This window comes from Telmatobacter bradus, from assembly GCF_048629425.1.
In the GTDB taxonomy this organism is placed as follows: Bacteria; Acidobacteriota; Terriglobia; order Terriglobales; family Acidobacteriaceae; genus Telmatobacter; species Telmatobacter bradus.
In genome coordinates, this window is record NZ_CP184532.1 from 1,789,470 (window position 1) to 1,811,907 (window position 22,438).

Genomic DNA, 22,438 nt, shown 5'->3' on the forward strand with positions numbered 1-22,438 from the left:
TTCATTTCTTTCTGGGCGAATTTTTCAATGCGGGGTGAAATGGAGTAAGCCATTCTGGGTGTGGGATATGCCCAAACGTCGTGTTACAAAAGAAGCAGGAAAATGAAAAAACAAATGATGAAGATTTCCAGAAAGACGTTGCCCATGCGGGCCTTGAACGTGTGTTTGTGGGGCCTGTTCGGCGTGAGTGTTATGAGTGCATCCGCCTTCGCGCAAGACAGGAGCACGGCAAAGAACCATGCAGTGGATGCAACCAGTCCAGAAGCCGGGCAGGCATCGAGCGCCGCGCGGATGACGGCGCTGCTGGATGCGCTCGAGAAAAAGGGCGTGCTAGCGCCTGCGGAAGCTAGTTCGATCCGCAGCGCATCCCCTGACGCCGGATTGCAGCTTCTGGTGGACGTGCTCACGCGCAAGGGTGTACTGAGCGCAATGGATCTGTCTGCTCCTGCGGCTCCTGCCGTTCAGGCTGCAGCGCCTGTGCCGGTTGTGCCGGTGCAGAAGGTACAGACCAAGATTGCTCCGGTTGCTCCGGCTGCCCTGGCTGTGGCTCCGGCGGCTGCGCCGTCGCGCGCCCTGGCCATTGATTCGCCCAAGCCGGGTGGTTTGGTGGGCATCAAGATTGGCGCAATCACCTACTCTCCCTTTGGCTTTATCAAGGGAACCGCGGTGCAGGACAGCAGCTCGCCGAATGGCGATGACTTTCCCATTCCGGCGGGTCTTATGTTGCTGCCGGGTAGCAACACCGGTCCTAATGCCGATCCTGAGTTCCACATGAGGGCGCGTCAGAGCCGCATCGGCATCAACCTGGAGTGGCCTGCGCTTTCGGGCAGGATGGTTCTTACCGGGCGCATGGAAGCCGACTTTGAAGGCAACTTCAACGAGTCCGACAACGCCGACGTTACTTCGATTCGCAATCCCAATTTGCGTATGCGTTTGGCCTATGTGCGCATGGATTACCGCGCCACCGACCGCACCAGCCTGTTCTTTGTTGGCGGTCAGGATTGGACGCTCTTCGGCTCGAAGGCGCTGCCCAATATGCTGGACACCACATGGAACGCGGCCAGCTACGGTGCCATTTACAACCGCTCGCCCCAGTTCCGCTTTGGCGTTGCGCAGCGGGTTGGCCACTCGGATCGCGACTTCAAGATTGTGCCCGAATTTGCTCTCATGATGCCTAGCTCCGGTCAGGTGGAAAAGCTCACCTTCTGCTCGCTGGCCGGGGTGGATTGCGTCAATGGCGCTTCCTCTGCGTCTGGCTTCATGGGTCAGGTGGGTGAGGCTGAGCGCGAGGGCGCTGACTCGGACCGTCCCGAGCTGAATGGCGGTCTGACGCTGCAGTTCCAGCTTGACAAGGCTGCGGCTGTTCCTCCCGCGCAGATCTTCTGGACGGGTATGTACGGCAAGCGCCGTTCGATTGTAGGCAACAACGCGGAAGATCTGGAAGACAATGCGTACCCCACTGCTTTGCTTGCAGGCACCTCGCTGGCCAAGGGCTTTACCGCCAGCAGCGCCATGTATGGCAATCAGGTGGCCGTGCAACTGCCCACCCGTTGGGCCACGCTGGTGGTCAGCGGCTATCGCGGCGCGGATCTGCGCCAGATTCTGGGCGGTGAGCTGACGACCAACTACACCGATACGACAGGCCTCTACAAGATTCCGCTGACCAATGCCGACAGTGGCGATAGCGTCAAGTCGTACTACATGGGCACGGGTATTGATAACGTCGCCGGCACGCTCTCCGGTTTTGCTCTGCTGGGCTGCAAGACCAACCCCGGCAGCGGAAGCTGTGCGGGCAGCAACGTTGTTGTAGCGCCCGAGCATGGCGTGCGCGTCTATGGCGGATTCGTTGAAGTCGGCCTGCCGCTCTCCCGTTGGTTCAACGCCAACCCGAAGGGCTACAACGCTGGCTGGCAGCTCTATCTGCATGCGGGCAAGGATCAGCTTGTACACCGCGATGCGGCCATGCAGCTTGGTCTGCTTGATGCTGCTGGTCCTAACCAGAACGGCCAGGGCCTGGGCATTCCCATGATCGGCAGCGAGTTCATCGGTGCCACCCTGAACTACAAGATCAACCCCTGGTGCACCTTCAGCTTTGAGCAGACGCACTACGGCTCCCGCGCGGTTCCGGAGCTGGGCAAGTTCTGGACGATTGCCGGAACGCCCTCCCGCATCTGGCAGGATCAGCGCTCGGAATTTGGTCCGGTCTTCAACTTCTAACTTATTCACTGACCGCGTAGCAGCGGTCTACAACCAAGATGGAAAATGCCCTTGAGCGCTCAAGGGCATTTTTCTTGGGCGCATACTTTTCCGAAGGGGCTTTCAGTCCGCAGCAAACGCAAGAAATCTTCTATTGGATGCGGTGATTCGTAACGCACAGGCGGCCATTTGCATGTGCCTCGCGGCAGAATGCAGCAGGCTTTCCTCTTTTTGACCAGGCGGCCGTACGAAGGTTTTTTACCCGTGTGTTGCACTGGGCAAATGCGGAAATGCTGCTGCTTGTGCCCAGTGGCTCTCGATAAGCGCGCGCAATTCGGCAACCAGCTTGGCGAGCTGCTCGGCGTCATCGGCGATGGGCGGATCGAAGGCGGAAAAAAGTATCTCCAGATCGTGGGCCAGAACGGTGCCGCGGGTCAGGCCGAAGGTGCCGAGAGAACCGGCCAGCTTGTGGGCTGCATCGTGGGCCTGCTGGCACTGGCGGTAGCTGAGCCGGTTCTGGGCGCAGGCCTGCGCGGAAGTCTCAAGCGACTCAAGCCGTTCCTGGATCTGGGGCAGAAATTTGATCCAGAGTTGGTTGAGCGCGGAGGAGAAACCGGGATGTGTGGCTGTGTTCATAGTGTTGGCCCAATGCGAATCGTGTAACATGCTACCGCAGTCGGGCGGGGCGGAGAAAGGCCAGAGTAAAATTACTGGCGTTGCCCGGCGGAGAGCGGAGAGCGTAGCCTTATTTCCAGCCGAGCACGGTGGCGATCTGGGTGGAGAGCGTCATGGGGTCAAAGGGCTTGGAGAGCACGGCGCGCACTCCCAAACCGGCAAAGCGCTGCCGGTCGCTGGTTTGAACCTTGGCGGTGAGCAGCAGGACGGGAATGCTGGCTGTGGCCGGGTTGTTTTGCAGTGCGCGGAAGGTGGCTGGACCGTCCATTCCCGGCATCATCACATCGAGCAGGATGGCGTCCGGTTGTTCTGTAAGGGCGGTATCAATGCCTTTATGGCCGCTTCCGGCGGTGTAGACCTCCCAGCCCGCAATGCTTTCCAGGCTGAGTGCGGCCACTTCGCGAATGTCTTCCTCATCGTCGATGATCAGAACTTTGCGGGGCACGGGAACCTCCCGGTTCAGCGCCGGAAAGTAGCCGGCGTCAGAAATTTGTAACGATTCTATTCGCTCAGAGCAGAGAAAAACAGAGGAATCTCTCTCCGAGGCATGACTTGAAAAGACGGCTCAACCCGGAGTCGACCGCTCATAAAAGGAGGGGTACTTTGGTTTGTAGCCGTGAGGAAAAAATCAGGCGCTAGAGCAACATCAGGAAAGGTCGCTCCAGAAAAATCGTGCAAGGTTGCCGTTCCCTGAGGGTCACGGCAACTTTTGACCTGTGGCTTGCTGGTACAGCATCCCTGATTTTGCTCTAGCCGGAAGTGTTCTGCTGTTTTGTAAATGCTAGGGAGCGGGTTGAAGCGGAAGCGAGAGGTGAAGACAGGAACCGTGCCCGGCATTGCGCTCGGCCCAGATGCGGCCGCCATGCTGCACGACGATGGTGCGGCAGATGGTAAGGCCGAGTCCGCTGCCGCCTTTTTGGCGGGCATCGGTGCTTTCCACCTGCTGGAAGCGGTCGAAAATACTCTCCAGTTTGTCGGTGGGAATACCACGGCCTTCATCGAGAACAGAGATTTGGACCTCTTCCGGGCCGGCGGCGGCGCGTATGGTTACAACACCGTTTTCTGGCGAGAATTTGACGGCGTTGGAGAGCAGGTTGGTGAGCACTTGCAGGAGGCGGTCGGGGTCAGCGACAAGCTGGACCGGCGGGCATTCCGAAAGGAGCCGGACGTGGACGCTGTCGGCTACCGGGGTAATGCCGTCGATAGCCTGACGAACCAGATCTTCCAACTGCATGGGGCGGAAGTCGAGCGGTTCGCGGCCGTTCTGCATGCGTTCCAGGTCGAGAATGTCGTTGATGATGCGCAGCAGGCGTTCGGAGTTGTTGAGGGCAATGAGCAGCAGCTTTGTGGCCTTTTCGCTGAGTGGGCCGAGCATGCCGCTGGACAAAAGCCCGAGAGCGCCGTGAATGCTGGTGAGTGGCGTGCGCAGCTCGTGGCTGACGGTAGCCACCATGGCGCTGCTCTTCTTCAGATCGGAAACTTCCCCCGATGTTTCGGCCGGGGATGGGTTCGGCTTCAGGGGTGTGGATGTGGCCATCAAGCCGCGTGCCGAGCCGTCTTCATCGCGTATGGCGGAGATGCGTAGCTCTGCCCTGATTCTTGCGCCGTCCTTGCATCGCAGGTGGACGATAAATGCAGGCAACTGGCTGGGGGGCAGGGTGCGAACACAGTTCAGGTAGGCCTGAGCGCGGCGCAGTGCTCCGGTGAATTCTCCGGGCGGATGGCCGCAGATCTCTTCCATCTCGGCAACAATGCGCTGGCCTTCTTCCACGGAGAGCAACTCGGGCTCACCCCATGGTCCCATCAGTTCTACGGCGGAGTAGCCGAGCATGTGTTCGGCTGCCTCGTTGACGTAAAAAACATTTCCTTTTTCATTGATGGCCAGAATGGCGGGCGCGGCGGAGTTGAGCAGCAGCTTGTAGAACTCATTGGATGCGGAGTGGAACGTCTCATTGCGCAGGTCGGCGTATCGCGTCAGATGCAGGCTTATTCCCAGGATGGCCAATCCCGTGGCGGCGATCAGCAGGGTGTCAGCGTCCGGGCCAAAGACCATGCGTGCGGCCAGCGCGATGGCGCACACGACCAAAACTACAGCGGAAAAAATCAGCTGGTGGCTGTGCCGTCCAGTGAAGCTTGCTTTGCTGCGTGCGCCTTTGCGTTTGCGCAACCGTGAATCGTTCATGCCACGGCCTTCTCTTGCAGGGATTGTTGCGGGGGAGTGTCGCGAGTTTGCAGGTAGTATAAGCCTGCGGATGGGACTCCTGTCTCCGTGCCGTATCCACAAAGGTACGGGGGAAGGCGTTGGTGTTGGGAATACGGCAGAAGATCCAGCCGATCGGAACCGTATCTAAGGTACGGCTTCCGTCTTATACTGAACCCATGCGAATTTCCCTTGCTTTTTTCCGTTCTGTTTCTGCCGCTGGAGTTGCGGCGCTTGCTCTTGCCCTGGCCCCGGTTGCAGCGCATGCCTGGGGGAACGAAGGGCACAGAATGATCAACCGCCTGGGTGCGGCCACGCTGCCGGCGGATGTGCCGGCCTTTCTGCATACCGAACAGGCACTGAACGAGATTGAGTATCTGGGGCCCGAGCCGGATCGCTGGCGTTCGCCGAGCGAGCCGGAACTGGTGGCGGCGCAGGCTCCCGAGCACTTCATCGACATGGAACTGGCTGATGCGCTGGGGCCGTTGCCGCGCAAGCGTCTGGATTTTGAGGCCAAGGTCTTTGCCGCTGGTCAGCGTCCGGAGAAGATCGGCCTGCAGCCCTGGCAGGCCACCGAAGTCTGGGAGCGGCTGAAGTCCTCCCTGCGTGAGTACCGCGTGCTCTCAGCCCAGCATGCCGACACCAAGCCGGTGGAGCAGGCGATTCTGTTTTACGTGGGCTGGCTGGGGCATTATGTGGGCGATGCTTCGCAGCCGCTGCACACCAGCATCCAGTACAACGGATGGACCGGACCGAATCCCCACGGCTACACCACGGAGCACAAGATTCACTGGCAGTTTGAAGGCCCGTTTGTGGGCGCCAACATCAAGCCTTCCGAGGTGCAGGCCAAGATGACCCCGCTCAAGCCGGTTGCGGGCGACATCTTTGACCAGTACGTGGCTTACCTGCGCACGACCAACACTTACGTCGAGAAGGTCTACCAGTTGGAGAAGGCGGGCGGCTTTGTGAATGCAGGCACGCCGGAGTCGCGGGCTTTCACCGCCGAGCGTCTGGCCGCTGGCGCCAGCATGCTGCGGGACATGGTTTATACGGCCTGGCTCGACAGCGCCAAGCCGGTCGACAATCCCTATGCTGGGAAGTGATTTTCCTTCATGGGACAACAGAAAAGCCCTACGATCTTCGTGGGGCTCTCTGCGTGGAGGGGAATGTATTTTGCGGTGGGGCAGCCACGCCGATGTTGATTTTCCAGGTACAGGATGCTTCCTGCTTGGCACAGTTTGATCGTGACAAGGGGGGGTGAGAAAACAGTATGATCTCGAAGACTCGTCTATACCGTCCTCCTTGCTGTTAAGAGCGGGCAAGGAGGGAGTTCCACAGCTTCTTTGGAGGAAGAGTGGGGCACTTGACGTGAGAAGCGGCATCGGGCCACTTTAGAGCAAAATCAGGAAAGGTAGCCCCAGAAAAATGGTGCAAGGTTGCCGTTCCCTGGTGGTCACGGCAACTTTGGAGCTGTGGCTTGCGGGCACAGCATCCCTGATTTTGCTATAGAGCATTTTTGGAATACACGTAGACGCCAGCTTTCGGTCTACAGCAATTCCGAAAATGCTATCGGCCGAGAAAGGCACAGAGAGATGAAATACATCGTTACGCTCGAAGAAGCATCCGCATTGATCCTGAGCGGCAAGCGGCTCTTTGTGGCTGGAGATGAAAGCCTGCTCGCAGCCTTACCGCGTGGTCAATGGATTGGTGGAACGATTCCCTACTTCATGAGTGAAGAGGGAGGCCTATGCACCAACGCCAAAATTGGAGTGGCTCCTCTGCCTGAATTTGTTACCGGCGCGGAAACTCGCTTCTACTCAATCGACGATCTGGAAAAGATTCCAGACGGTTATAAACGCAATGGCTTTACGCGTCTGATTCTTCCTGCCGGGACAAATATTCATCAACAGTTTGCGCGGAATTGCGCGCACATACCAGGCATCCTTGGTCAGCCGCTCATCGGTTGGATTGCGGGTGTCAATCTGACGGATTTGGGCAGGATCCAGCCCAAGGTTTTTGATGGAAGTACCGGTAAATCCTCCGCGGAAGATGCCGTTGCCATGCATGTGGAACTTCCCGAAACCATCGTGGCCAAGGCAAACATCCTGAACATCTTTCAACGCGGGGCAGGTGATCCGATTCTCTTTCTCGAGGAAGGCTTTACCGCTACCGATTGTCTGGTGAATGGGGAAAAGAAGAATTTTGCCGCTTATGTGAAAGAGAAACAGATTGATACCAAGCTGCCCCTGGTTGCCGAATATGGGGGAACCAGAGTGAATGTCAGCTTCCAGAATGTCGATGAGGAGCAGGGAATCGTTTCTTTTTATGCGCCTGTTTTCCCGGGCGTGGAGTACAAAGTGGCTGCCCCGGTGGAGGACTACGAAGCCGCATTTAAAAGAGAACTTTCTTCTGGCAAGGCACAAGCTTACTTCACCTGCAACTGCATTTTGAACTACATGTATGGTGGACTGGAAGGCAAACATACAGGCAACGTGGTTGGTCCCATCACCTTTGGTGAAATTGCCAATATGCTGTTGAATCAGACCATGGTTTATCTGACGTTTGAAAGCTATGCCAGCTAGGAGTCTGTCGCTCATAGCGTTTGCGATTTTTGCAGGAGATGTCGGCCTGGCTGCGCAGTACTGGATTTGTCTGTTGCTGTCAGTTTTTCTCTACCGCACCGTATCTTTGAGGCGCGACTCTGATTCGGATTCTGATCTTTCGTTGTTTTTACGCGTTTTGCAGTGCCCATCCGGAGCGAAAGAGCTTCAACAGATTGCTGACCGCGCACACCAGCCTCCACTCTCCGCTCACATTCTGTTTGCCGCGCATGCTGAAGCGACGAAAACCGCGGCACTCCTTGATTTGTCCAAAGACCGGTTCCACGATCGCCTTGCGTCTTTTGTAGACTGCGCGTCCGGCCTCGGTCTTCAACTTATGTTGCATTTGTTCTCGTGCCGTTGCATCTGACGGGGCTTCACCACAGGCTATCTCCGTTGGATCACTATGTTTGTCGCGGCCTGTGGCGATGTATAAGTCGATTTCAGCTACCGTTGCGTCGGTCACATTTGCTTCGCTGAAGTAGCCGGTATCAGCGCTGACTTTCTCGGGCTTTTGGGCAAGATTCTTTTCGATCTGTGCCACCATCGGCAGTAATTGTTTTTTGTCGTTCGTCTCCTGCGTAACCGCGGCGGCCACGATTACCTGCGCGATGGAATCGACCGCGATCTGCGCATTATAAGCCTGTAAAAAGCTGCCTTTATTGGCGCCATCCGGCATGATGCGGCTCTCCGGATCCGTGAAGTTGCGCTGATCCTTGTCTGCGGGTTTTGCCTTGTCCGGATCAGGGGGATTCGACTTGCGACCACGTTTCTTTTTGCCCGCGCGACGATCTTCTTCCTCGTCAGCCTGTTTCTTTTCTGCTTCAGCAAGTTTCTGCTCAGCCTTCTCGCGGGCCTCGTCTTCGAGTGCCTGCTTCGCTTCGCGAATCTTCTGCAACCGGCTCTCGCGTCGCTGTAACTCGTCGGGAAGTTCTTCGCCGTTCCGATCCTTGCCGTACTGCGCGTCCTCGTCGGCATCCGCTTTTTCCGCAGCAGCCAACAGAGCGTTGATTTCCTGCTTCAGGCGCGCCTCGCTCTCGGTCATGCGCTGGTAGCTCATCGCCTTGTGCTTGCTGGCGTTCGCCCTGATCTTTGTTCCATCGATCGACACATGACCCAGCTTAACCAGACCGGCTTTTGCGCACAGCAACAAGGCCTGCGTGAACAGTTCGGACAGCGCAGCCAGATGCCGTTTGCGAAACTCGGCCAGCGTGGCGTGGTCCGGATGCTGGTCGCCGGAAAGATAGCGAAATGCCACGTCTTCCCAGGTATGCTTCTCAAGCCTGCGTGAGCTGTAAACGCCCGTGGCATAACCGTACAAAAGAAGGCGAACCATCATCTCCGGAGCATAAGCCGACTGGCCGCGACCATCCTTCTCGCGATACGAAGCATAGATCGATTCAAGATCCAATGCCGAAACCACATCCACGACAAAACGAGCCAAATGGCCGTCAGGTAGCCAGTCGTGAAGGCTGGGTGGAAACAGAAGCGTCTGGTTGACCGTGTCTGGAAGGAAGTTCTGGCCCATAACAAAATCGTAATCTGCTGGGCCTGGTCTGGACCAGGACCTCGGGCAATTCTATGGGCGACAGACTCCTAGAGCGGTTCTCCAATATGTGTAGCCCCTGTCAGACTGTGCAGGGTGCCTTTTTCTTGAGGAAAAAGCCACTCAGCGGCAGTGGCTTCGGTGTACAGCAATTGGAGAACCGCTATAGACCGCATTAAGTTGTACCTTGGTTCGTGCTTTCCCAGGTCCCAAAAGCGGGACCTGGGGCACCCAGAGTGGGTACAAATTCAAACAGTCAAAGCTCTAGCTGGCCGATTCCTGGGCCGCGACCACGGGAATGCGGCGCAGCATGGGCGTCAGGCACAGGGTCAACAGTACGACGGCGGGAATGGCAAAGACCAGCCAGGCCAGCAGCGCTTGCAGGGCTATACCGCCCATTTGGGTGGCGATGGTGAAGGGCGAGCCGTGCAGCAGGGCCGAGGCGGAAGCCGTAGCATGGTGTGAGCGCGAAAAGAGCACGCCGCCCAGCCGGACAAAGGGAACCACCAGCAGCAGTTGGGCAGGCATGGCCGCATAGTTGGCGGCCTGAATGGCAGGCTGATTCAGCCCCAGCGCCAGCGCCAGCCCGGCGCAAAGCATCGTGGGAAGGCCCACCAGGGGAATGCAGCCGACTGCCCCGCCCAGTGCCAGCGTAAGGGCCAGGCGGCGGGGAGAGATTCCCTGAAGAAGCCAGGGGCGAATCTTCTGCATCATCGAGGCGCGTGTCATGGGGGGAAACCTGCTTTCACCACCATTATGGCGTGAAACCAAATTCTCTGGTTGCGTGGCGATGAATTTTTCCTGCGAAATCGTAACAGGCAAGAGAACTCCATGTGCAAAGTTCTGGCTGCTAAGGCGCGCTATTGCTTGATTCTGCCTATATTTCCCCATGCGGTACACTGAGACGCAATGCGAATCTTTGGTGTAGATTGTGGTACGGAAATTACCGGCTTTGGGGTGGTGGAAAGCGATGAGAGCCGTCGTGGGCTCGTTTGTCTGGCGAAGGGGGCCATCTTGCTGAGCAAGAAAAAGTCGCTGCCGGTACGGTTGGAGCAGGTTTTTCTTGAACTTAGCGAGCAGATGGCGCGTTGGCAGCCGGATACGGTGGCCATTGAAGAGGTGTTTTATTCGGTCAATGCCAAGTCAGCGCTGAAGTTGGGGCAGGTGCGCGGCGTGGCTCTGCTGGCGGCCGCCTGCCAGAAGCTGCCGGTGGCTGAATATGCGCCACTCAAGATCAAATCCAGCGTGGTGGGCTACGGACTAGCCAAAAAAGAGCAGGTTCAGTTCATGGTGGCGCGGTTGTTGGGGCTGAGCGAACTACCGGAACCGGCCGATGTTGCCGATGCATTAGCTATTGCCATCTGTCATATACACACGGCACAGACTGAACTGGCGCAAAAACGTTGATTCTTTGCATGGCCAGCAACTTTCCGGCGTCTGTCAGGGGTGATGCAGGATAGGCAGCCGTGCCGCAGGAAAGGCCTGGGGCAGAAGCAGGGAAGGAATGAATCAATGAAGAGAAGAGCGGAAGCAGGCAGAGGTTCTGGACGCGGGCTGGCGTGGCTGGCGGCGTTCCTGCTGCTCTTCGGTCCGGCGCTGCTGCGGGCGAGCGGTGTGGTGTTGGGGGCCCCGGCTGCTCGGTTAAGTCAGGTGATGGGCGCGGTGCAGGTTCTGGAGGATGGCCAGACCGTGCTGGACCACGCAATCGCCAACCTGCCGATGACAGAAGGCACTGAAATTAGAACCGGCGAGGATGGGCAGGCCGAGGTTCAACTGGAAGATGGCAGCATCGCGCGCATTGCGCCCAACAGCACACTGCTGCTGGCGTCTTTGAAGGGGCCGAGCGGAGCGGATCTGGTGCTGGGGCGCGGTCTGGCTTACTTTGAGTTGCAGAACGACCAGAGCTGCGTGCACTTTGGTACAAGTCAGGTGATTCCACAGGGTTTTACAGTCTTGCGCATCCGCATGGATGCGCCGCCGGGAGAGCTGGCCGTGTTTTCTGGCGCAGCGCAACTGGCGTATGGCGATAAATACAACCTTGAAGTGGAGGCCGGCGAGAGCGTCGTGATGAATAAAACCGATCTGGGCCACTATTTTCTTGCTCCGACGATTGATCCTGACTCCTGGGATGGATGGAACAGCGATCGCGATCTGGCCCTGAATGGTCAGATGGACAATCAGACGCAGGTGGCCAATGGCTATGAGAGCAGCGATGCGCCTAGCCCTGCCTGGAGCGATCTGGACGCCTACGGTAGCTGGTTCGATCTTCCCGGGCAGGGCTACGTGTGGTCGCCCATCGTGGCCGCTGATCCGGACTGGCAGCCCTACGGCTGCGGCCGCTGGCTGTGGACGCCGCAGTGGGGCTACATCTGGGTTTCCTGCGAGAGCTGGGGCTTTCTTCCCTACATGTGCGGCAACTGGAACTATTACGACAGCTTCGGCTGGGGGTGGTCACCGGCTCTTGGTTGCGGCTTCGGCTGGGGAATGCGCAGCTTTGCCTCGGTGCGGATTGGCAATGTGCCGCGAGACTTTGTGCCGGTGCGGCGTCCGCTGCCTGGCCCCCGTCTACCGGGCAAACCCCGGCCTAAATCGATCCTTGTAGACAGAACGAATGTAGGCAACTCCATGGTGGGCAGGCAGAATCTGCTCCGGGCGGATTCAGCGTATGTTGAGCAGCCTCCACTGGCGCGGCGTCAGGTGGTGACGGTGGGGGGCGCGAGGTTGCAGGCGCTGCGGCCAGAACCTGTTGCCCATGGAACTTTTGGAGGAGAAAGAAGCCTGTCGGTAGGCGTTGCCGGCAATCAGTCGCGCCCGACCGGCGGAGTTGGAGAGCCTCGATCCAGCGGTGTGACCCGCTATGGCGATAACGTGCGCATGAAGTCTGAGGGCATGCCGAATCAGACGCAGAATCGGGCAGCTAGGTTAGGCTATATGCCGCGTGTGTCGCAGGGCTCAATCTTGCCGCCGGGTACAACGGTTCCAGGCCAACCGGGGCGTGGTTCCTGGCAGAGAGCTCAGCCGCCGCATGCGGAGGGTGGAAACAGCGAGCGCCAGAGTGGGCCGCATGTCAGCAACAGCGGCGGTGGAGAAGCCGGGCCATCGCACTCCAGCGGCAATGGTAGAGAAGGCTCACGCCCCAGCAGTGGAGGCAGCAGCGGAGTCAGTCCGTCCACCACACGCAAATAGAAAAACGCGGCGATGAACTCGCCGCGTTTTTCTTTTTAGCTTCCAGCTTCCAGCTCAGATGTACTTGGAGCTTGGAGCTAGAGGCTGGTACTTAAATCTCCCAGCGCAGCAGGGTAGCTCCGACTGAGAAGCCAGCGCCTACGGCTGCCAGCAGGACCAGATCGCCCTTTTTCAGCTTGCCTTGTTCGACGGCGGTTTCCATGGCTAGCGGAATGGTTCCTGCCGAGGTGTTTCCGTACTTTTCAATGTTGATGATCACGCGATCTTCCGGCATGCCCAGGCGGTCCGCCGTGGCCGTGATGATGCGCTTGTTGGCCTGATGGGGAATGAAGCAACCCAGATCAGCGCCGGTCACGTTGTTGCGCTCCAGCAGGCGGGTGGTGGCTTCAGCCATCTTGCGGACGGCGAACTTATATACAGCCGGGCCGTCCTGATAGATGTAGTGCATGTGCTTGTCGATGGTCTCGTGGCTGGCCGGATTCAGGCTGCCGCCGGCCTTCAGGTTCAGGCTTACGCCGCCTGCGCCGTCCACTTCGTGCACAAAGTCGATAAAGCCGATCTCGTCCCCTTCGGCGGGTTCCAGAAGCACCGCGCCGCAACCGTCGCCAAAGAGCACGCAGGTGGTGCGGTCGGTGTAGTCGGTCATGCGGGAGTTGGCGTCGCCGCCGCAAACCAGCACCTTTTTGTGCGCGCCGCTCTCAATCATCTTCACGCCGGCCTGCAGGGCATACACAAAGCCGGAGCAGCCACCGGAAACGTCAAAGCCCCAAGCTCCGACTGCACCAATCTTGTTCTGCACCAGGCAGGCGGTGGAGGGGAACATCATGTCGGGCGTAACCGTGCCCACAATGATGCACTCGATCTCGCTTGGCTGAATGCCGCGCTGGGCGATCACTTTTTTGGCCGCCTCGGTGCACATGTCGCTGACGCCCTTGCCCTTTTCCAGAATGTGGCGGGTCTTGATGCCGGTACGTTCCACGATCCACTGATCGTTGGTTTCAACCAGCTTTTCCAGATCCTGGTTGGTCAGCACTTGCGGCGGAACATAGGTGCCAAGCGCCGTGATTTTGGCGCGGGTGCCCACAATGGGACGAACGGTCAGACTCAATGCAGATCTCCTTAAATGTCTTCCCCTTGCTGGCACGCGACCAAACCAAGAAAAAGACCCACGAGGGCAATCATAAAACGTTGGGGCGGGGAGCGCGAACGCGCGGTGTGAAGACAGCAAAAAAAGCGCAGAAAAACAAAAAAGCGCCTCGAAGGCGCCTTTCAATGATTAGTACCGGGTGACCTACTGCGCCCGTACTAGCCCGTTACCGTTGCTTCCTTCCGGACCTGGCGGGGTTGGCGGGATTACGTCGCGTAGGACCCGGCACTTCTTGATTTTAACATCAGCTTCGGGTTGCTTGTCGAATGGGTGGCTGAGGAAAAGTCATAACCCCAGGAGAGTTACGCCCTCTGCCTTGGCTGCAGTGCGTAATTCCGCATCAAGCGTGGCCAGCGACAGTCCGCGACGTAGCGCAAGTTCCAGATAGGCAGCATCGTAGAGTGTGAGTCTGTGGCGGGTGGCAAGCTGGAGCGTAGCAGTCCAGGCCTGCGCATCGGTTTCACCGTCGGTACGAATATTGAGCAGAGCCAGATCGGCCAGGGTTGCGTCACGAAACTCTGCCGTGGTTCGGCCACGGCGCACGCCCATCTCCAGTACGTTGGCCACTTCCAGTCGCCAGAGCGCGGGAACCCATGCGCCACGGGTAAGAATGCCTTCGAAGACGTCGTGTGCGGTAGCAGTTGTCTCTTCGCTATAGACCCATGCCAAGGCCATGGAACTGTCAAGAACGAGACTCATGGACGGTCCCCGTCACGGTCGGCCTTGAGTGCGGCCCAGTCAAAGCCACCAGCAGTGCGGGCGCGTGCCAGTATGCGTCCGGCTGCGGCACGGGCTAGGGCATGGCTGGGAGCGGAATCGTTGGGGATAAGCCGGGCCACGGGGCGACCATGGCGCGTTACCAGCACTTCTTCGCCTTGTTCCACCCAGTCAAGTAGGGTGCCGAAGGTGTTTTTGGCTTCAAAAGCTCCGACGGTGCGCATGATGCCTCCTGATATAAGCTAGCTTAAGCTAGTTTGATCCTGTTCTGTACTTCTTAAGGCAGGAAATCAACTTCCCGGTAAAATAAGAGAGTGAAAAAGTCTTCCCCCAAGCAGAACCCCACGGTGGGTTTCGTTTCTCTGGGCTGTCCGAAGAACCTCGTTGATTCCGAGGTGATGATGGGCATGCTCGACTCGGCTGGTGCGCGGCTGATTACCCGGCCGGAAGAGGCTGAGGTGCTAGTCGTTAACACCTGTTCGTTCATCGATACGGCCAAGCAGGAGTCGATTGACACGATTCTGGAGATGGCGCGCCACAAGACCGAGGGCCGCGCCAAAAAACTGATCGTGGCTGGCTGCCTGGTGGAACGCTATCGCGACGAGATCATGAAGAGCATTCCCGAGGTGGACGCGGTGGTGGGCACCGGTGAGCTGGAGTCGATTCTGGCCGCCTGCGGTGTGCAGCCGAAGCCGGCCTCGCCCTTCAACATTCTGGGCGGAGACGCCTCGGCGGTGGTGCAGGCCAGTGTGGAATCGCAGTCCGGCACGCATAAGCATGGGCATGAGCCAGTGCCGGGCCGCGCAGAGGGCCTCGTCCGCGAAAAGCAGGGCCGCTTCAAGCGCGATGACTGGGACGGCGCAACCCACGAGTTGCCCACCTACCTTTACGACGAAACTACGCCCCGTCTGCTGGCCACCGGCCGCACCTCGGCCTACATCAAAATTGCCGAGGGTTGCGATCATCCCTGCACCTTCTGCGTGATTCCCAACCTGCGTGGTCGCTTCCGCTCGCGCCGTCCGGAGAGTGTTCTGGCCGAGGCGCGGCAACTGGTGGCGCAGGGCGTGCGTGAAATTACCCTGATCGGGCAGGATACGACCTGCTACGGCGAGGATCTGGGGCTGAAGGACGGCTTGGCCATGCTGCTCGATGAAGTAGCGCAGATCGAGGGCTTGCGCTGGCTGCGCTTCCTCTACGCCTACCCCAACCGCGTGACGACCAAGCTGCTGGAGACGATCGCCAAGCACGAAAACATCTGCAAATATCTGGATGTGCCGTTGCAGCATGCGGCTCCCGAGGTGCTGAAGCGCATGAAGCGTGGCGGCTCGCCCGACATCTTCCTGAAGATGCTCAAAAAGGCCCGCAAAATCATCCCCGGCGTGGTGCTGCGCACGAGCTTTATTGTGGGCTTTCCCGGTGAATCGGTCGAAGATCTGGAGATTTTGGAGCAGTTCATCACCGACGCGCAATTTGATTGGCTGGGCGTCTTTAACTACTCCGACGAAGAGGGCAGCGGTGCCTTTGCGCTGGAGCTGAAGGTGCCCAAGCGCTCGATTGAGGCGCGGCGCAAGCGGGTGATGAAGCTGCAGCAGAAAATTTCGAAGAAGGCCAAGCAGCAGTGGGTGGGCCGAGAAGTTCTGCTGCTGGTGGAAGGCCCCAGCGAAGAAACCGAGCTGCTGTGGGAAGGCCGCACCCAGTTCCATGCCCCCGAGATCGACGGCAAGGTCTACATCAACGACTTTGGCGATCTGGAAGCACTGGAGCCGGGCCGCTTCTACCGGGCCGAAATCACCGAAGCGCATGAGTATGATCTGGTGGCTAGGATTCTGGAATAGTAAAGCGTGATGGAGAGAACAAAAGCGATCTTTTGTTCTCTCAGAAACTGGAAAGTAGCTCTAAAATTGTAAGTTATAGTAAGCCCCACGACAGGAGCCTCACATCATGTTGGAGTATATGAAGCTGGAACAGGTCGGACTCGCGCCCGAACTGAGAGTGGATTGGGCGAAACGAATTAATCTGATTGCTGGGGATAATGGCCTGGGCAAAAGCTTTTTGCTGGATATTGCCTGGTGGGCACTTACAAGAACATGGGCAGGGCCAGCAGCCTTGCCCGACTCCAAATTCAAAAAGCCGGTCATTGAGTATTGCATTCAAGGAAAGACCAAGAAATCTCCTCCTGTTATTGCACCTTTTCGCCGTGCAGATCAGTCTTGGCACATTCCACCTTCCAGGCCCAACATGCCGGGCATTGTTATTTATATCCGAATCGATGGAGGTTTTTCTGTATGGGATCCGGCACGGAATTATTGGCGCAATGATCCTGGACGGCCGTCTGCATATCATTTTGATGCGAAAGATGTCTGGGACGGTCTAGACATAGATGGCAAACGCGTTTGCGAGGGGCTGGAAAGGGATTGGGTAAACTGGCAGGGGGGGAAAAAGAAGCAATTCAATGCACTTGAAGCGGTTCTGAAGGTATTGTCTCCGCCCCAGGAACAGCTTCGAGCCGGACCGCCCCAAAGGCTGTTTCTAGGGGAAGGGCGAGAGCGTCCGACTCTAATGCTCGGGTCGCAGACGATCCCTGTGGCGTTGGCTTCTGCGGGGGTGCGTCGCATTTTGGCCCTTGTGTACTTCCTGGTGTGGGCTTGGTATGAACATCGCGCAGCTGCAGAGTTGCTTGGCAAAGCTCCAGAGGAGCGAATGGTGCTGCTCTTTGATGAACCGGAGACCCATCTACATCCCCGTTGGCAGCGTACAGTGATTCCCAGCCTGATGGAGGCTTTGGATGTACTGCGCGGAACCAGTAAAAAAACTCAGTTTCCTCAAATGATGATCGCCACGCACTCGCCTCTCGTAGCAGCGTCTATCGAGCCTGTTTTTGATGCAGAGTTGGATGATCTCATTCACCTGACGGTCAATGCCAGTGGAACGGTTGCTATTGAGCAAGGAGGGTGGGCCACGCAGGGCGATGCCACGAGCTGGCTGACCTCTCAAACCTTTGGTCTGGAACAAGCTCGTTCGGTAGAGGCAGAAAAGGCGATTGAAGCTGCAGATGCTTTGATGCGCGGAGAAAGACCTATCCAAGCGGGGCTCAGGAGCAAGACGGAGATTGACAAGGCGCTTAGACGATTGTTGCCTGCAAGTGATCCTTTTTGGCCACGATGGGTAATTCGAACGAGGATGCCTAAGCGGGGCACTGGAGAGAAAAAATGATTCCAGTGCAAAAGGTTAAGAAGCCTGTTGTGTTTGAACGCGAGGTCGGTATTCCAGGAAGTGCATGGCTCAGCAGGAATCGCAGCTCAAAAAGTAGGCCGCCTGCGCATTGGAATAAGGTTAAGTCCGAGTTAAAAAAAGGATTTGATGATCTTTGTGCCTATGCAGCGATGTACGTGTCCAATGATGGGACCGTCGATCATTATTTGAGTTGCAATACGCATCGAGATCTGGTTTACGTATGGGATAACTACCGATTTGCCTCCGGAGAGATGAACTCCTGTAAGCAAAATGCGGATGACTCGATTTTAGATCCCTACGAGGTGGAGCAAGGGTGGTTTGAAATACTGCTCCCATCTTTGCAAATGCGCGTAACGGAGGCTGTCCCGGAAGATTTTCGCAAGAGAGCGAAATATACCCTCAAGCGGTTAAAGCTTGAAAATGGTGCGCAGGTCATCCGATGGCGTCGGTCCTGGTATGCAATGTACGAAAGTGGAGAGTTGACTTTGCAGGGTTTACAACGCGTAGCGCCATTGATTGCAGAGGCCGTGAAGAAGGAATCCAAAAAGCATAAATAAAGTTTGTAGGCGTGACTGAAAAGGGGACTTTGAAGGCAAACAATGGCTACGAAGAAAAAATCGAAGAAGGTGTTGCACTGCCCGAGCTGTGGCATGTTGGTGCAGATCTCGGACGAGGATTTTCCGTTCTGCTCAGACCGTTGCCGCAAGATCGACTTGGGCAAGTGGGCGATGGGTGTGTACAAGATCAGCTCGCCGGTGCTCGACCCGGAGGTGCTGGAAGACCTGGGCGGCGCGGGAACCACGCAAAGGACGCAGGAATATGAGTCATAACACCAACAAGAAGGCCACCTGGCGCGATGTGAAGACGACCTGGGCCTTTCTTGTTTCCACCTTTTTTGGCGCAGGCTGTGGCAAGCCGGGGCCGGGCACATGGGGCTCGGTGGCGGCGATGCTGCTTTGGGCGCTCTACGCCTATTTTGCGCACCCTTCGGCCATGGCGCTGCTGGTTGCGCTTGCCATCGGCATTGTGCTGAGCATCGTGCTGGGCGTGCCGGCTTCTACTATTGCCGCGCGCGAGGCGGGTTCGGAAGATCCCAGCTTTGTGGTGGTGGACGAAGTGGCCGGCCAGTGGATTGCCCTGCTCTGGTGCCCTTTTGACTGGAAGCACGGCCTGCTGGCGCTGTTTCTCTTCCGTCTTTTCGACATCACGAAGCCGTGGCCGATTCGCAAGTTTGAAGAGTTGCCCGAGGGTTGGGGCGTGATCTTCGACGATGTGGCGGCGGGGTTGTATGCTTTGGCCATAGGATCGCTTGCACGGTTGTGGTTCTAAAAGCTAGGGTTGAGCATCCAACACGATGATGGCTGAAAACAAAGATAATCCGGAAACAACGGCAGCGCCCGCGCCGCGCATCGACGATGTGTGGCCCGCGGCGGCAATGGTGGGCGGCGAGGTGGAGCTGAAGGGTGCGTCCCTGGGGCCGAACGATGTGGGTCCGCCTGAAGTGCTGGTGGACGGCAAGGGGGCGCATGTGACCATGAGCCGCGCTTCCCGGCTGGCCTTTCGGGTGCCAGAGGCGGCGGAGACGGGGCTGGTGCTGGTCCACGGCCAGGGCGGAGCATCGAATGCGGTGCCGCTGCGTGTGGCGCGGATGCTCTCCGATGGTTTGCATCCGGTGACCAGTCCGGCGGTCGGTCCGTCGGGCAATGTTTATGCCACCATCTCGGGTTCCCGTGGCAAGCTGACGCCGGTTTCAGTGGTGCGCGTCAGCCCGGGCGGTCAGGGTGCGACGTTTGTGGAAGGCATTCTGAACGCGACGGGGCTGGCCTTTTCACCCGAGGGTGAGCTGTACGTGACCTCGCGGGCCGAGGGAACCGTCTACCGCGTGGATGCGGGCGGCGAGTACGAAACCTACGTGGAAGGCATGGGCACGGCCACCGGCGCATGCTTTGACGCCGACGGCAACCTCTACGTGGGCGACCGCAGCGGAACCGTCTTCAAGATCGACAGCAAACGACAGATCTTTGTACATGCCACCTTGCCGCCATCGCCCGCGGCCTATCACATGGCGGTGAATGCACAGGGCACGCTCTTTGTGACTGCGCCATCGCTCAGTTCCAATGAGTCGATCTGGGCGGTGGAACCGAATGGCGACGCCTATGCGTGGTTCCGTGGCCTGGGGCGTCCGCAGGGGTTGGCGCTGGCCGACGATGGCAGTGTGTATGTGGCTGCTTGCCTGCACGGGCGGCGCGGTCTGGTGCGCATCTCTCCGCAGCATGAAGCCGAACTGGTGCTGGCCGGCAACAATCTGGTGGGCGTGGCTTTTTCTCCGCTGGGCACCACCATCCTGAGCACTAGTGAAGCTGTGTACGCGGTGGACCTGGGCGTGGAAGGGCTGCGTTTGTTTTAAGCTAGGCAAGAGGGAAATAGAAAGAATGAAATCCGAGATCATCGCCATCGGTTCCGAGATGTTGACTCCCCACCGTCAGGACACCAACTCACTGTATCTGACTGACAAGCTGAACTCGATTGGCGTGACGGTACACTTCAAGACGATCGTCGGCGACCGGCGCAAGGATCTGGTGAATGCCATCCGCATCGCGCTCGGCCGTGTGGATGTGCTGATGATCATGGGCGGACTGGGGCCCACCGAGGACGATCTGACGCGGGAGGCCGTGTCTGAGGCGCTGGATTTGACCATGCAGCGCGATCCTGGACTGATTGAGGCGCTGAAGATACGCGCGACCACCTGGCGGATACCGCTGCCGGAAAACAACCTGAAGCAGGCCGACGTGATTGAGGGCGCAGTGGTGCTGCCGAACCCCAACGGCAGCGCCGTAGGCCAGTGGCTGGACGTGATTTACAAGGACTACCGCAAGCTGATCGCGCTGTTGCCCGGGCCGCCGCATGAGTGCAAGCCGCTCTTTGACGCCGAGTGCCTGCCGCGCCTGAAGGCTTCCGTGCCCACTCGCTCGATTGCCAAGCGTACCCTGCGTGCCGCCATGATTCCCGAATCACAGGCCGACAAGTTGCTGGCACCTATCTACACGCAGTACGCCGATGTGGAGACGACGATTCTGGCCCACGCAGGCGACATTCAGTTGACCATGGAGTGTGCCAAGGCCGACGGCAGTGAGGCGCGGCAGCGGGTGGATGAGCTGACGAGCAAACTGGAAGAGGCGCTCGATGAGTGGCTGTACTCCTCGGAGGGCGATTCGCTCGAACAGATTGTGCTTTACTTCCTGGGCTTCCGGCAGGCTACGCTGGCCGTGGCCGAAAGCTGCACGGGGGGCATGATTGCCGAACGCATCAGCGCGATTCCGGGGGCTTCGCGCTCCTTTCTGGGGGGAGCCGTGGTCTACTCCGACGCCTTGAAGACCAGCTTTGCCGCTGTGCCGGCGGAGCTGATTGCCGCCTATGGCGCGGTTTCGCCCGAGGTGGCTGCGGCGATGGCCGAGGGCATTTGCGCCCGCACTGGCGCAACGCTGGGGCTGGGCGTAACCGGCATTGCTGGACCTACGGGCGGCACCGAAACCAAGCCGGTGGGTCTTGTTTACATTGCGCTGTCTGACCAGAATAAAACTGAAGTCATGGAAAAAACCTTCCGTGGCGACCGGCAGCGGGTGCGGGAGTGGACGTCGCAGCAGGCGCTCGACCTGATCCGCCGCCGTTTGGTACAGATGGGCTGAATGTCGTCGCAGGTTCTGCGGAAATCAAAGAAAAATATGTGAATTGCGGAGAGACAGTCCTCTGCCGCAAAAGAACAGGCCCGGCGTAAAGCTGGGCCTGTTCTTTTGCGGTGCGTTCAGAGGAAGGGGTTCGGGAAGGGGGATTTTCCCGCTTTGTAGTGCGCTGGTGTGGCTTGGCAGGTGAGAAGAAAGATTCTCCTGTTTTTCACTTGACCAGCTTTGGCCTATACTGTGCTTCTCCACCCCGGCTTTCTTTCGCCGGTTCGAGGTTCCGGCGTCGGGGGCTGTGGAGACGGTGGAACGCGCCTTGGTCTGGTGCGTTCGGGACTGGTGCTCACCATGAGTCTTCAGTCTGACTAGATTCGAGCATCAGGAGTGCAGCAGAAAACTGCGTCTGGCTGAGCTGAATACCGTCCAGCCGTGGCGCAACGCGGAGGCTGACCATGGAAGTGGAGTTCACCGCCCGTCAAGGAAAGATCTCTAAGGCTTTGCGTACGCAGGCAGAAGAGGGCTTGGAACGGATTGGCAAGTTTCTTGGCAAAACTGCTCATGCAAGTGTGACCTTTAGTATTCAGCGCCATCTTCAGATTGTGGAGTTGACCGTGCAAGCGCGGGCGCAGAAGTTTGCGGCCGCAGGCAAGGCCGACAGTCAGGAAGCGGCGCTTCGGCAGGCCATAGAGCATGCTGAGAATCAGGTGCGGCGCGCTCGGGACCGGAAGATGGGCAAGAAGCGACTGCCCACAGAGGAAAAGGTGCTGACTGCGCTCCCCGTAGCGCGGCCCAAGACCCGAGCGTCCCAGCCGGCCGAAGAGGGATCAGCGCCCAAGTCCACCAAGAAGGCCCGCGCGTCGATCGCCGTTCATTCCTTCCCGGCGAAGGCCACCGTGGTTGAGCCGCACATCGTCAAAAACGGCGATTCTGTCGCCCTCAAGCCCTTGACCATCGAGGAAGCGGTGAAAGATACCGAGTTCCGCGATCGCGACCTGCTCATCTTTCAGACCCCTGCCGGAGAGCGCTATGTGTTGCACCGTCGCCGGGATGGTCAGATGGAGCTGGTTGAACTGCCGTAGCCAGACCTGATCCGGCCGAGGCCCGGAAGATCTGTGAATTTGCAAAGGGGACGGGCTTAGAGCATTTCTCCGATACACGTGCCGTGTCGAATTGCGTGCAAGGTGGCGTTTTCTCAAGGAAAAAGCCACTCGGCATCCAGCTTTCGCTCTACAGCAATTGGAGAAATGCTATAGCCTGTCC

The 22,438-nt window shown here is 58.3% G+C and carries 21 protein-coding genes and 1 other RNA gene; 13 read left to right on the plus strand and 9 right to left on the minus strand.

What is annotated here, in order from left to right:
• Window positions 1-114 precede the first annotated feature (114 nt).
• On the plus strand, window positions 115-2,217 hold the full coding sequence (locus tag ACOBR2_RS07690; protein ID WP_420239441.1) for a hypothetical protein: 2,103 nt from the start codon (window positions 115-117) through the stop codon (window positions 2,215-2,217).
• Between the two features lie 237 nt (window positions 2,218-2,454).
• Here ACOBR2_RS07690 and ACOBR2_RS07695 read toward each other — a convergent pair whose 3' ends face one another.
• From ACOBR2_RS07695 to ACOBR2_RS07705, 3 genes are all read right to left on the minus strand, one after another.
• Window positions 2,455-2,832 carry an Hpt domain-containing protein gene (locus ACOBR2_RS07695; protein WP_420239442.1) on the minus strand — a complete coding sequence of 126 codons (378 nt, stop codon included), beginning with the start codon at window positions 2,830-2,832 and terminating at the stop codon, window positions 2,455-2,457.
• Window positions 2,833-2,941: 109 nt separating this feature from the next.
• Window positions 2,942-3,316 carry a response regulator gene (locus tag ACOBR2_RS07700; RefSeq protein WP_420239443.1) on the minus strand — a complete coding sequence of 125 codons (375 nt, stop codon included), beginning with the start codon at window positions 3,314-3,316 and terminating at the stop codon, window positions 2,942-2,944.
• Window positions 3,317-3,652: 336 nt separating this feature from the next.
• Window positions 3,653-5,053 carry an ATP-binding protein gene (locus ACOBR2_RS07705; protein ID WP_420239444.1) on the minus strand — a complete coding sequence of 467 codons (1,401 nt, stop codon included), beginning with the start codon at window positions 5,051-5,053 and terminating at the stop codon, window positions 3,653-3,655.
• A 197-nt stretch (window positions 5,054-5,250) separates the two neighbouring features.
• Between ACOBR2_RS07705 and ACOBR2_RS07710 the strand changes: the two genes are divergently transcribed.
• On the plus strand, window positions 5,251-6,174 hold the full coding sequence (locus tag ACOBR2_RS07710; RefSeq protein ID WP_420239445.1) for a S1/P1 nuclease: 924 nt from the start codon (window positions 5,251-5,253) through the stop codon (window positions 6,172-6,174).
• 333 nt (window positions 6,175-6,507) lie between these two features.
• On the plus strand, window positions 6,508-7,653 hold the full coding sequence (locus ACOBR2_RS07715) for a DUF6976 family protein (protein ID WP_420239446.1): 1,146 nt from the start codon (window positions 6,508-6,510) through the stop codon (window positions 7,651-7,653).
• A 148-nt stretch (window positions 7,654-7,801) separates the two neighbouring features.
• Here the strand turns inward: ACOBR2_RS07715 and ACOBR2_RS07720 are convergent, their stop codons facing one another.
• Window positions 7,802-9,199 (minus strand): IS1182 family transposase, encoded by a 1,398-nt coding sequence (locus tag ACOBR2_RS07720; protein ID WP_420236173.1) that lies wholly within the window; start codon window positions 9,197-9,199, stop codon window positions 7,802-7,804.
• A gap of 282 nt (window positions 9,200-9,481) precedes the next feature.
• Window positions 9,482-9,946, minus strand: coding sequence for a DUF2062 domain-containing protein (locus tag ACOBR2_RS07725; protein ID WP_420239447.1), 465 nt, complete (start codon window positions 9,944-9,946; stop codon window positions 9,482-9,484).
• Window positions 9,947-10,126: 180 nt separating this feature from the next.
• Between ACOBR2_RS07725 and ruvC the strand changes: the two genes are divergently transcribed.
• Together ruvC and ACOBR2_RS07735 are read left to right on the plus strand one after the other, a co-directional pair.
• A complete protein-coding gene (gene ruvC / locus ACOBR2_RS07730; RefSeq protein ID WP_420239448.1) occupies window positions 10,127-10,624 on the plus strand; it encodes a crossover junction endodeoxyribonuclease RuvC in 498 nt (165 codons plus the stop codon).
• Window positions 10,625-10,729: 105 nt separating this feature from the next.
• A complete protein-coding gene (locus ACOBR2_RS07735; RefSeq protein WP_420239449.1) occupies window positions 10,730-12,403 on the plus strand; it encodes a DUF6600 domain-containing protein in 1,674 nt (557 codons plus the stop codon).
• A 91-nt stretch (window positions 12,404-12,494) separates the two neighbouring features.
• On the opposite strand, the gene ACOBR2_RS07740 is transcribed toward ACOBR2_RS07735, so the two are convergent.
• The 4 genes from ACOBR2_RS07740 to ACOBR2_RS07755 form a co-directional block, all read right to left on the minus strand.
• Window positions 12,495-13,511 carry a beta-ketoacyl-ACP synthase III gene (locus tag ACOBR2_RS07740; RefSeq protein WP_420239450.1) on the minus strand — a complete coding sequence of 339 codons (1,017 nt, stop codon included), beginning with the start codon at window positions 13,509-13,511 and terminating at the stop codon, window positions 12,495-12,497.
• Window positions 13,512-13,680: 169 nt separating this feature from the next.
• An RNA gene (gene ffs, locus ACOBR2_RS07745) (signal recognition particle sRNA small type) lies at window positions 13,681-13,778 on the minus strand.
• Window positions 13,779-13,835: 57 nt separating this feature from the next.
• The gene (locus tag ACOBR2_RS07750; RefSeq protein ID WP_420239451.1) at window positions 13,836-14,249 is read right to left on the minus strand and encodes a type II toxin-antitoxin system VapC family toxin; all 414 of its coding nucleotides are present in this window, start codon (window positions 14,247-14,249) and stop codon (window positions 13,836-13,838) included.
• Window positions 14,246-14,491, minus strand: coding sequence for a type II toxin-antitoxin system Phd/YefM family antitoxin (locus ACOBR2_RS07755; RefSeq protein WP_420239452.1), 246 nt, complete (start codon window positions 14,489-14,491; stop codon window positions 14,246-14,248). Before ACOBR2_RS07755 ends, ACOBR2_RS07750 begins: the two co-directional genes overlap by 4 nt.
• A gap of 174 nt (window positions 14,492-14,665) precedes the next feature.
• Between ACOBR2_RS07755 and rimO the strand changes: the two genes are divergently transcribed.
• The 8 genes from rimO to ACOBR2_RS07795 all read left to right on the plus strand — a co-directional run bounded on the left by rimO (window position 14,666) and on the right by ACOBR2_RS07795 (window position 22,257).
• Entirely contained in the window at window positions 14,666-16,102 is a 1,437-nt protein-coding gene (rimO, locus tag ACOBR2_RS07760; RefSeq protein WP_420239991.1) for a 30S ribosomal protein S12 methylthiotransferase RimO, read from the plus strand.
• A 106-nt stretch (window positions 16,103-16,208) separates the two neighbouring features.
• The gene (locus ACOBR2_RS07765) at window positions 16,209-17,480 is read left to right on the plus strand and encodes an AAA family ATPase (RefSeq protein ID WP_420239453.1); all 1,272 of its coding nucleotides are present in this window, start codon (window positions 16,209-16,211) and stop codon (window positions 17,478-17,480) included.
• Entirely contained in the window at window positions 17,477-18,058 is a 582-nt protein-coding gene (locus tag ACOBR2_RS07770) for a hypothetical protein (RefSeq protein ID WP_420239454.1), read from the plus strand. Before ACOBR2_RS07765 ends, ACOBR2_RS07770 begins: the two co-directional genes overlap by 4 nt.
• 42 nt (window positions 18,059-18,100) lie before the next feature.
• A complete protein-coding gene (locus tag ACOBR2_RS07775; RefSeq protein ID WP_420239455.1) occupies window positions 18,101-18,331 on the plus strand; it encodes a DNA gyrase inhibitor YacG in 231 nt (76 codons plus the stop codon).
• Entirely contained in the window at window positions 18,321-18,830 is a 510-nt protein-coding gene (locus tag ACOBR2_RS07780; protein ID WP_420239456.1) for a phosphatidylglycerophosphatase A, read from the plus strand. Before ACOBR2_RS07775 ends, ACOBR2_RS07780 begins: the two co-directional genes overlap by 11 nt.
• A gap of 25 nt (window positions 18,831-18,855) precedes the next feature.
• A complete protein-coding gene (locus ACOBR2_RS07785) occupies window positions 18,856-19,908 on the plus strand; it encodes an SMP-30/gluconolactonase/LRE family protein (protein ID WP_420239457.1) in 1,053 nt (350 codons plus the stop codon).
• Between the two features lie 25 nt (window positions 19,909-19,933).
• Window positions 19,934-21,187 carry a competence/damage-inducible protein A gene (locus ACOBR2_RS07790; RefSeq protein ID WP_420239458.1) on the plus strand — a complete coding sequence of 418 codons (1,254 nt, stop codon included), beginning with the start codon at window positions 19,934-19,936 and terminating at the stop codon, window positions 21,185-21,187.
• A 443-nt stretch (window positions 21,188-21,630) separates the two neighbouring features.
• On the plus strand, window positions 21,631-22,257 hold the full coding sequence (locus tag ACOBR2_RS07795; RefSeq protein ID WP_420239459.1) for an HPF/RaiA family ribosome-associated protein: 627 nt from the start codon (window positions 21,631-21,633) through the stop codon (window positions 22,255-22,257).
• The last annotated feature ends 181 nt before the right edge of the window (window positions 22,258-22,438 follow it).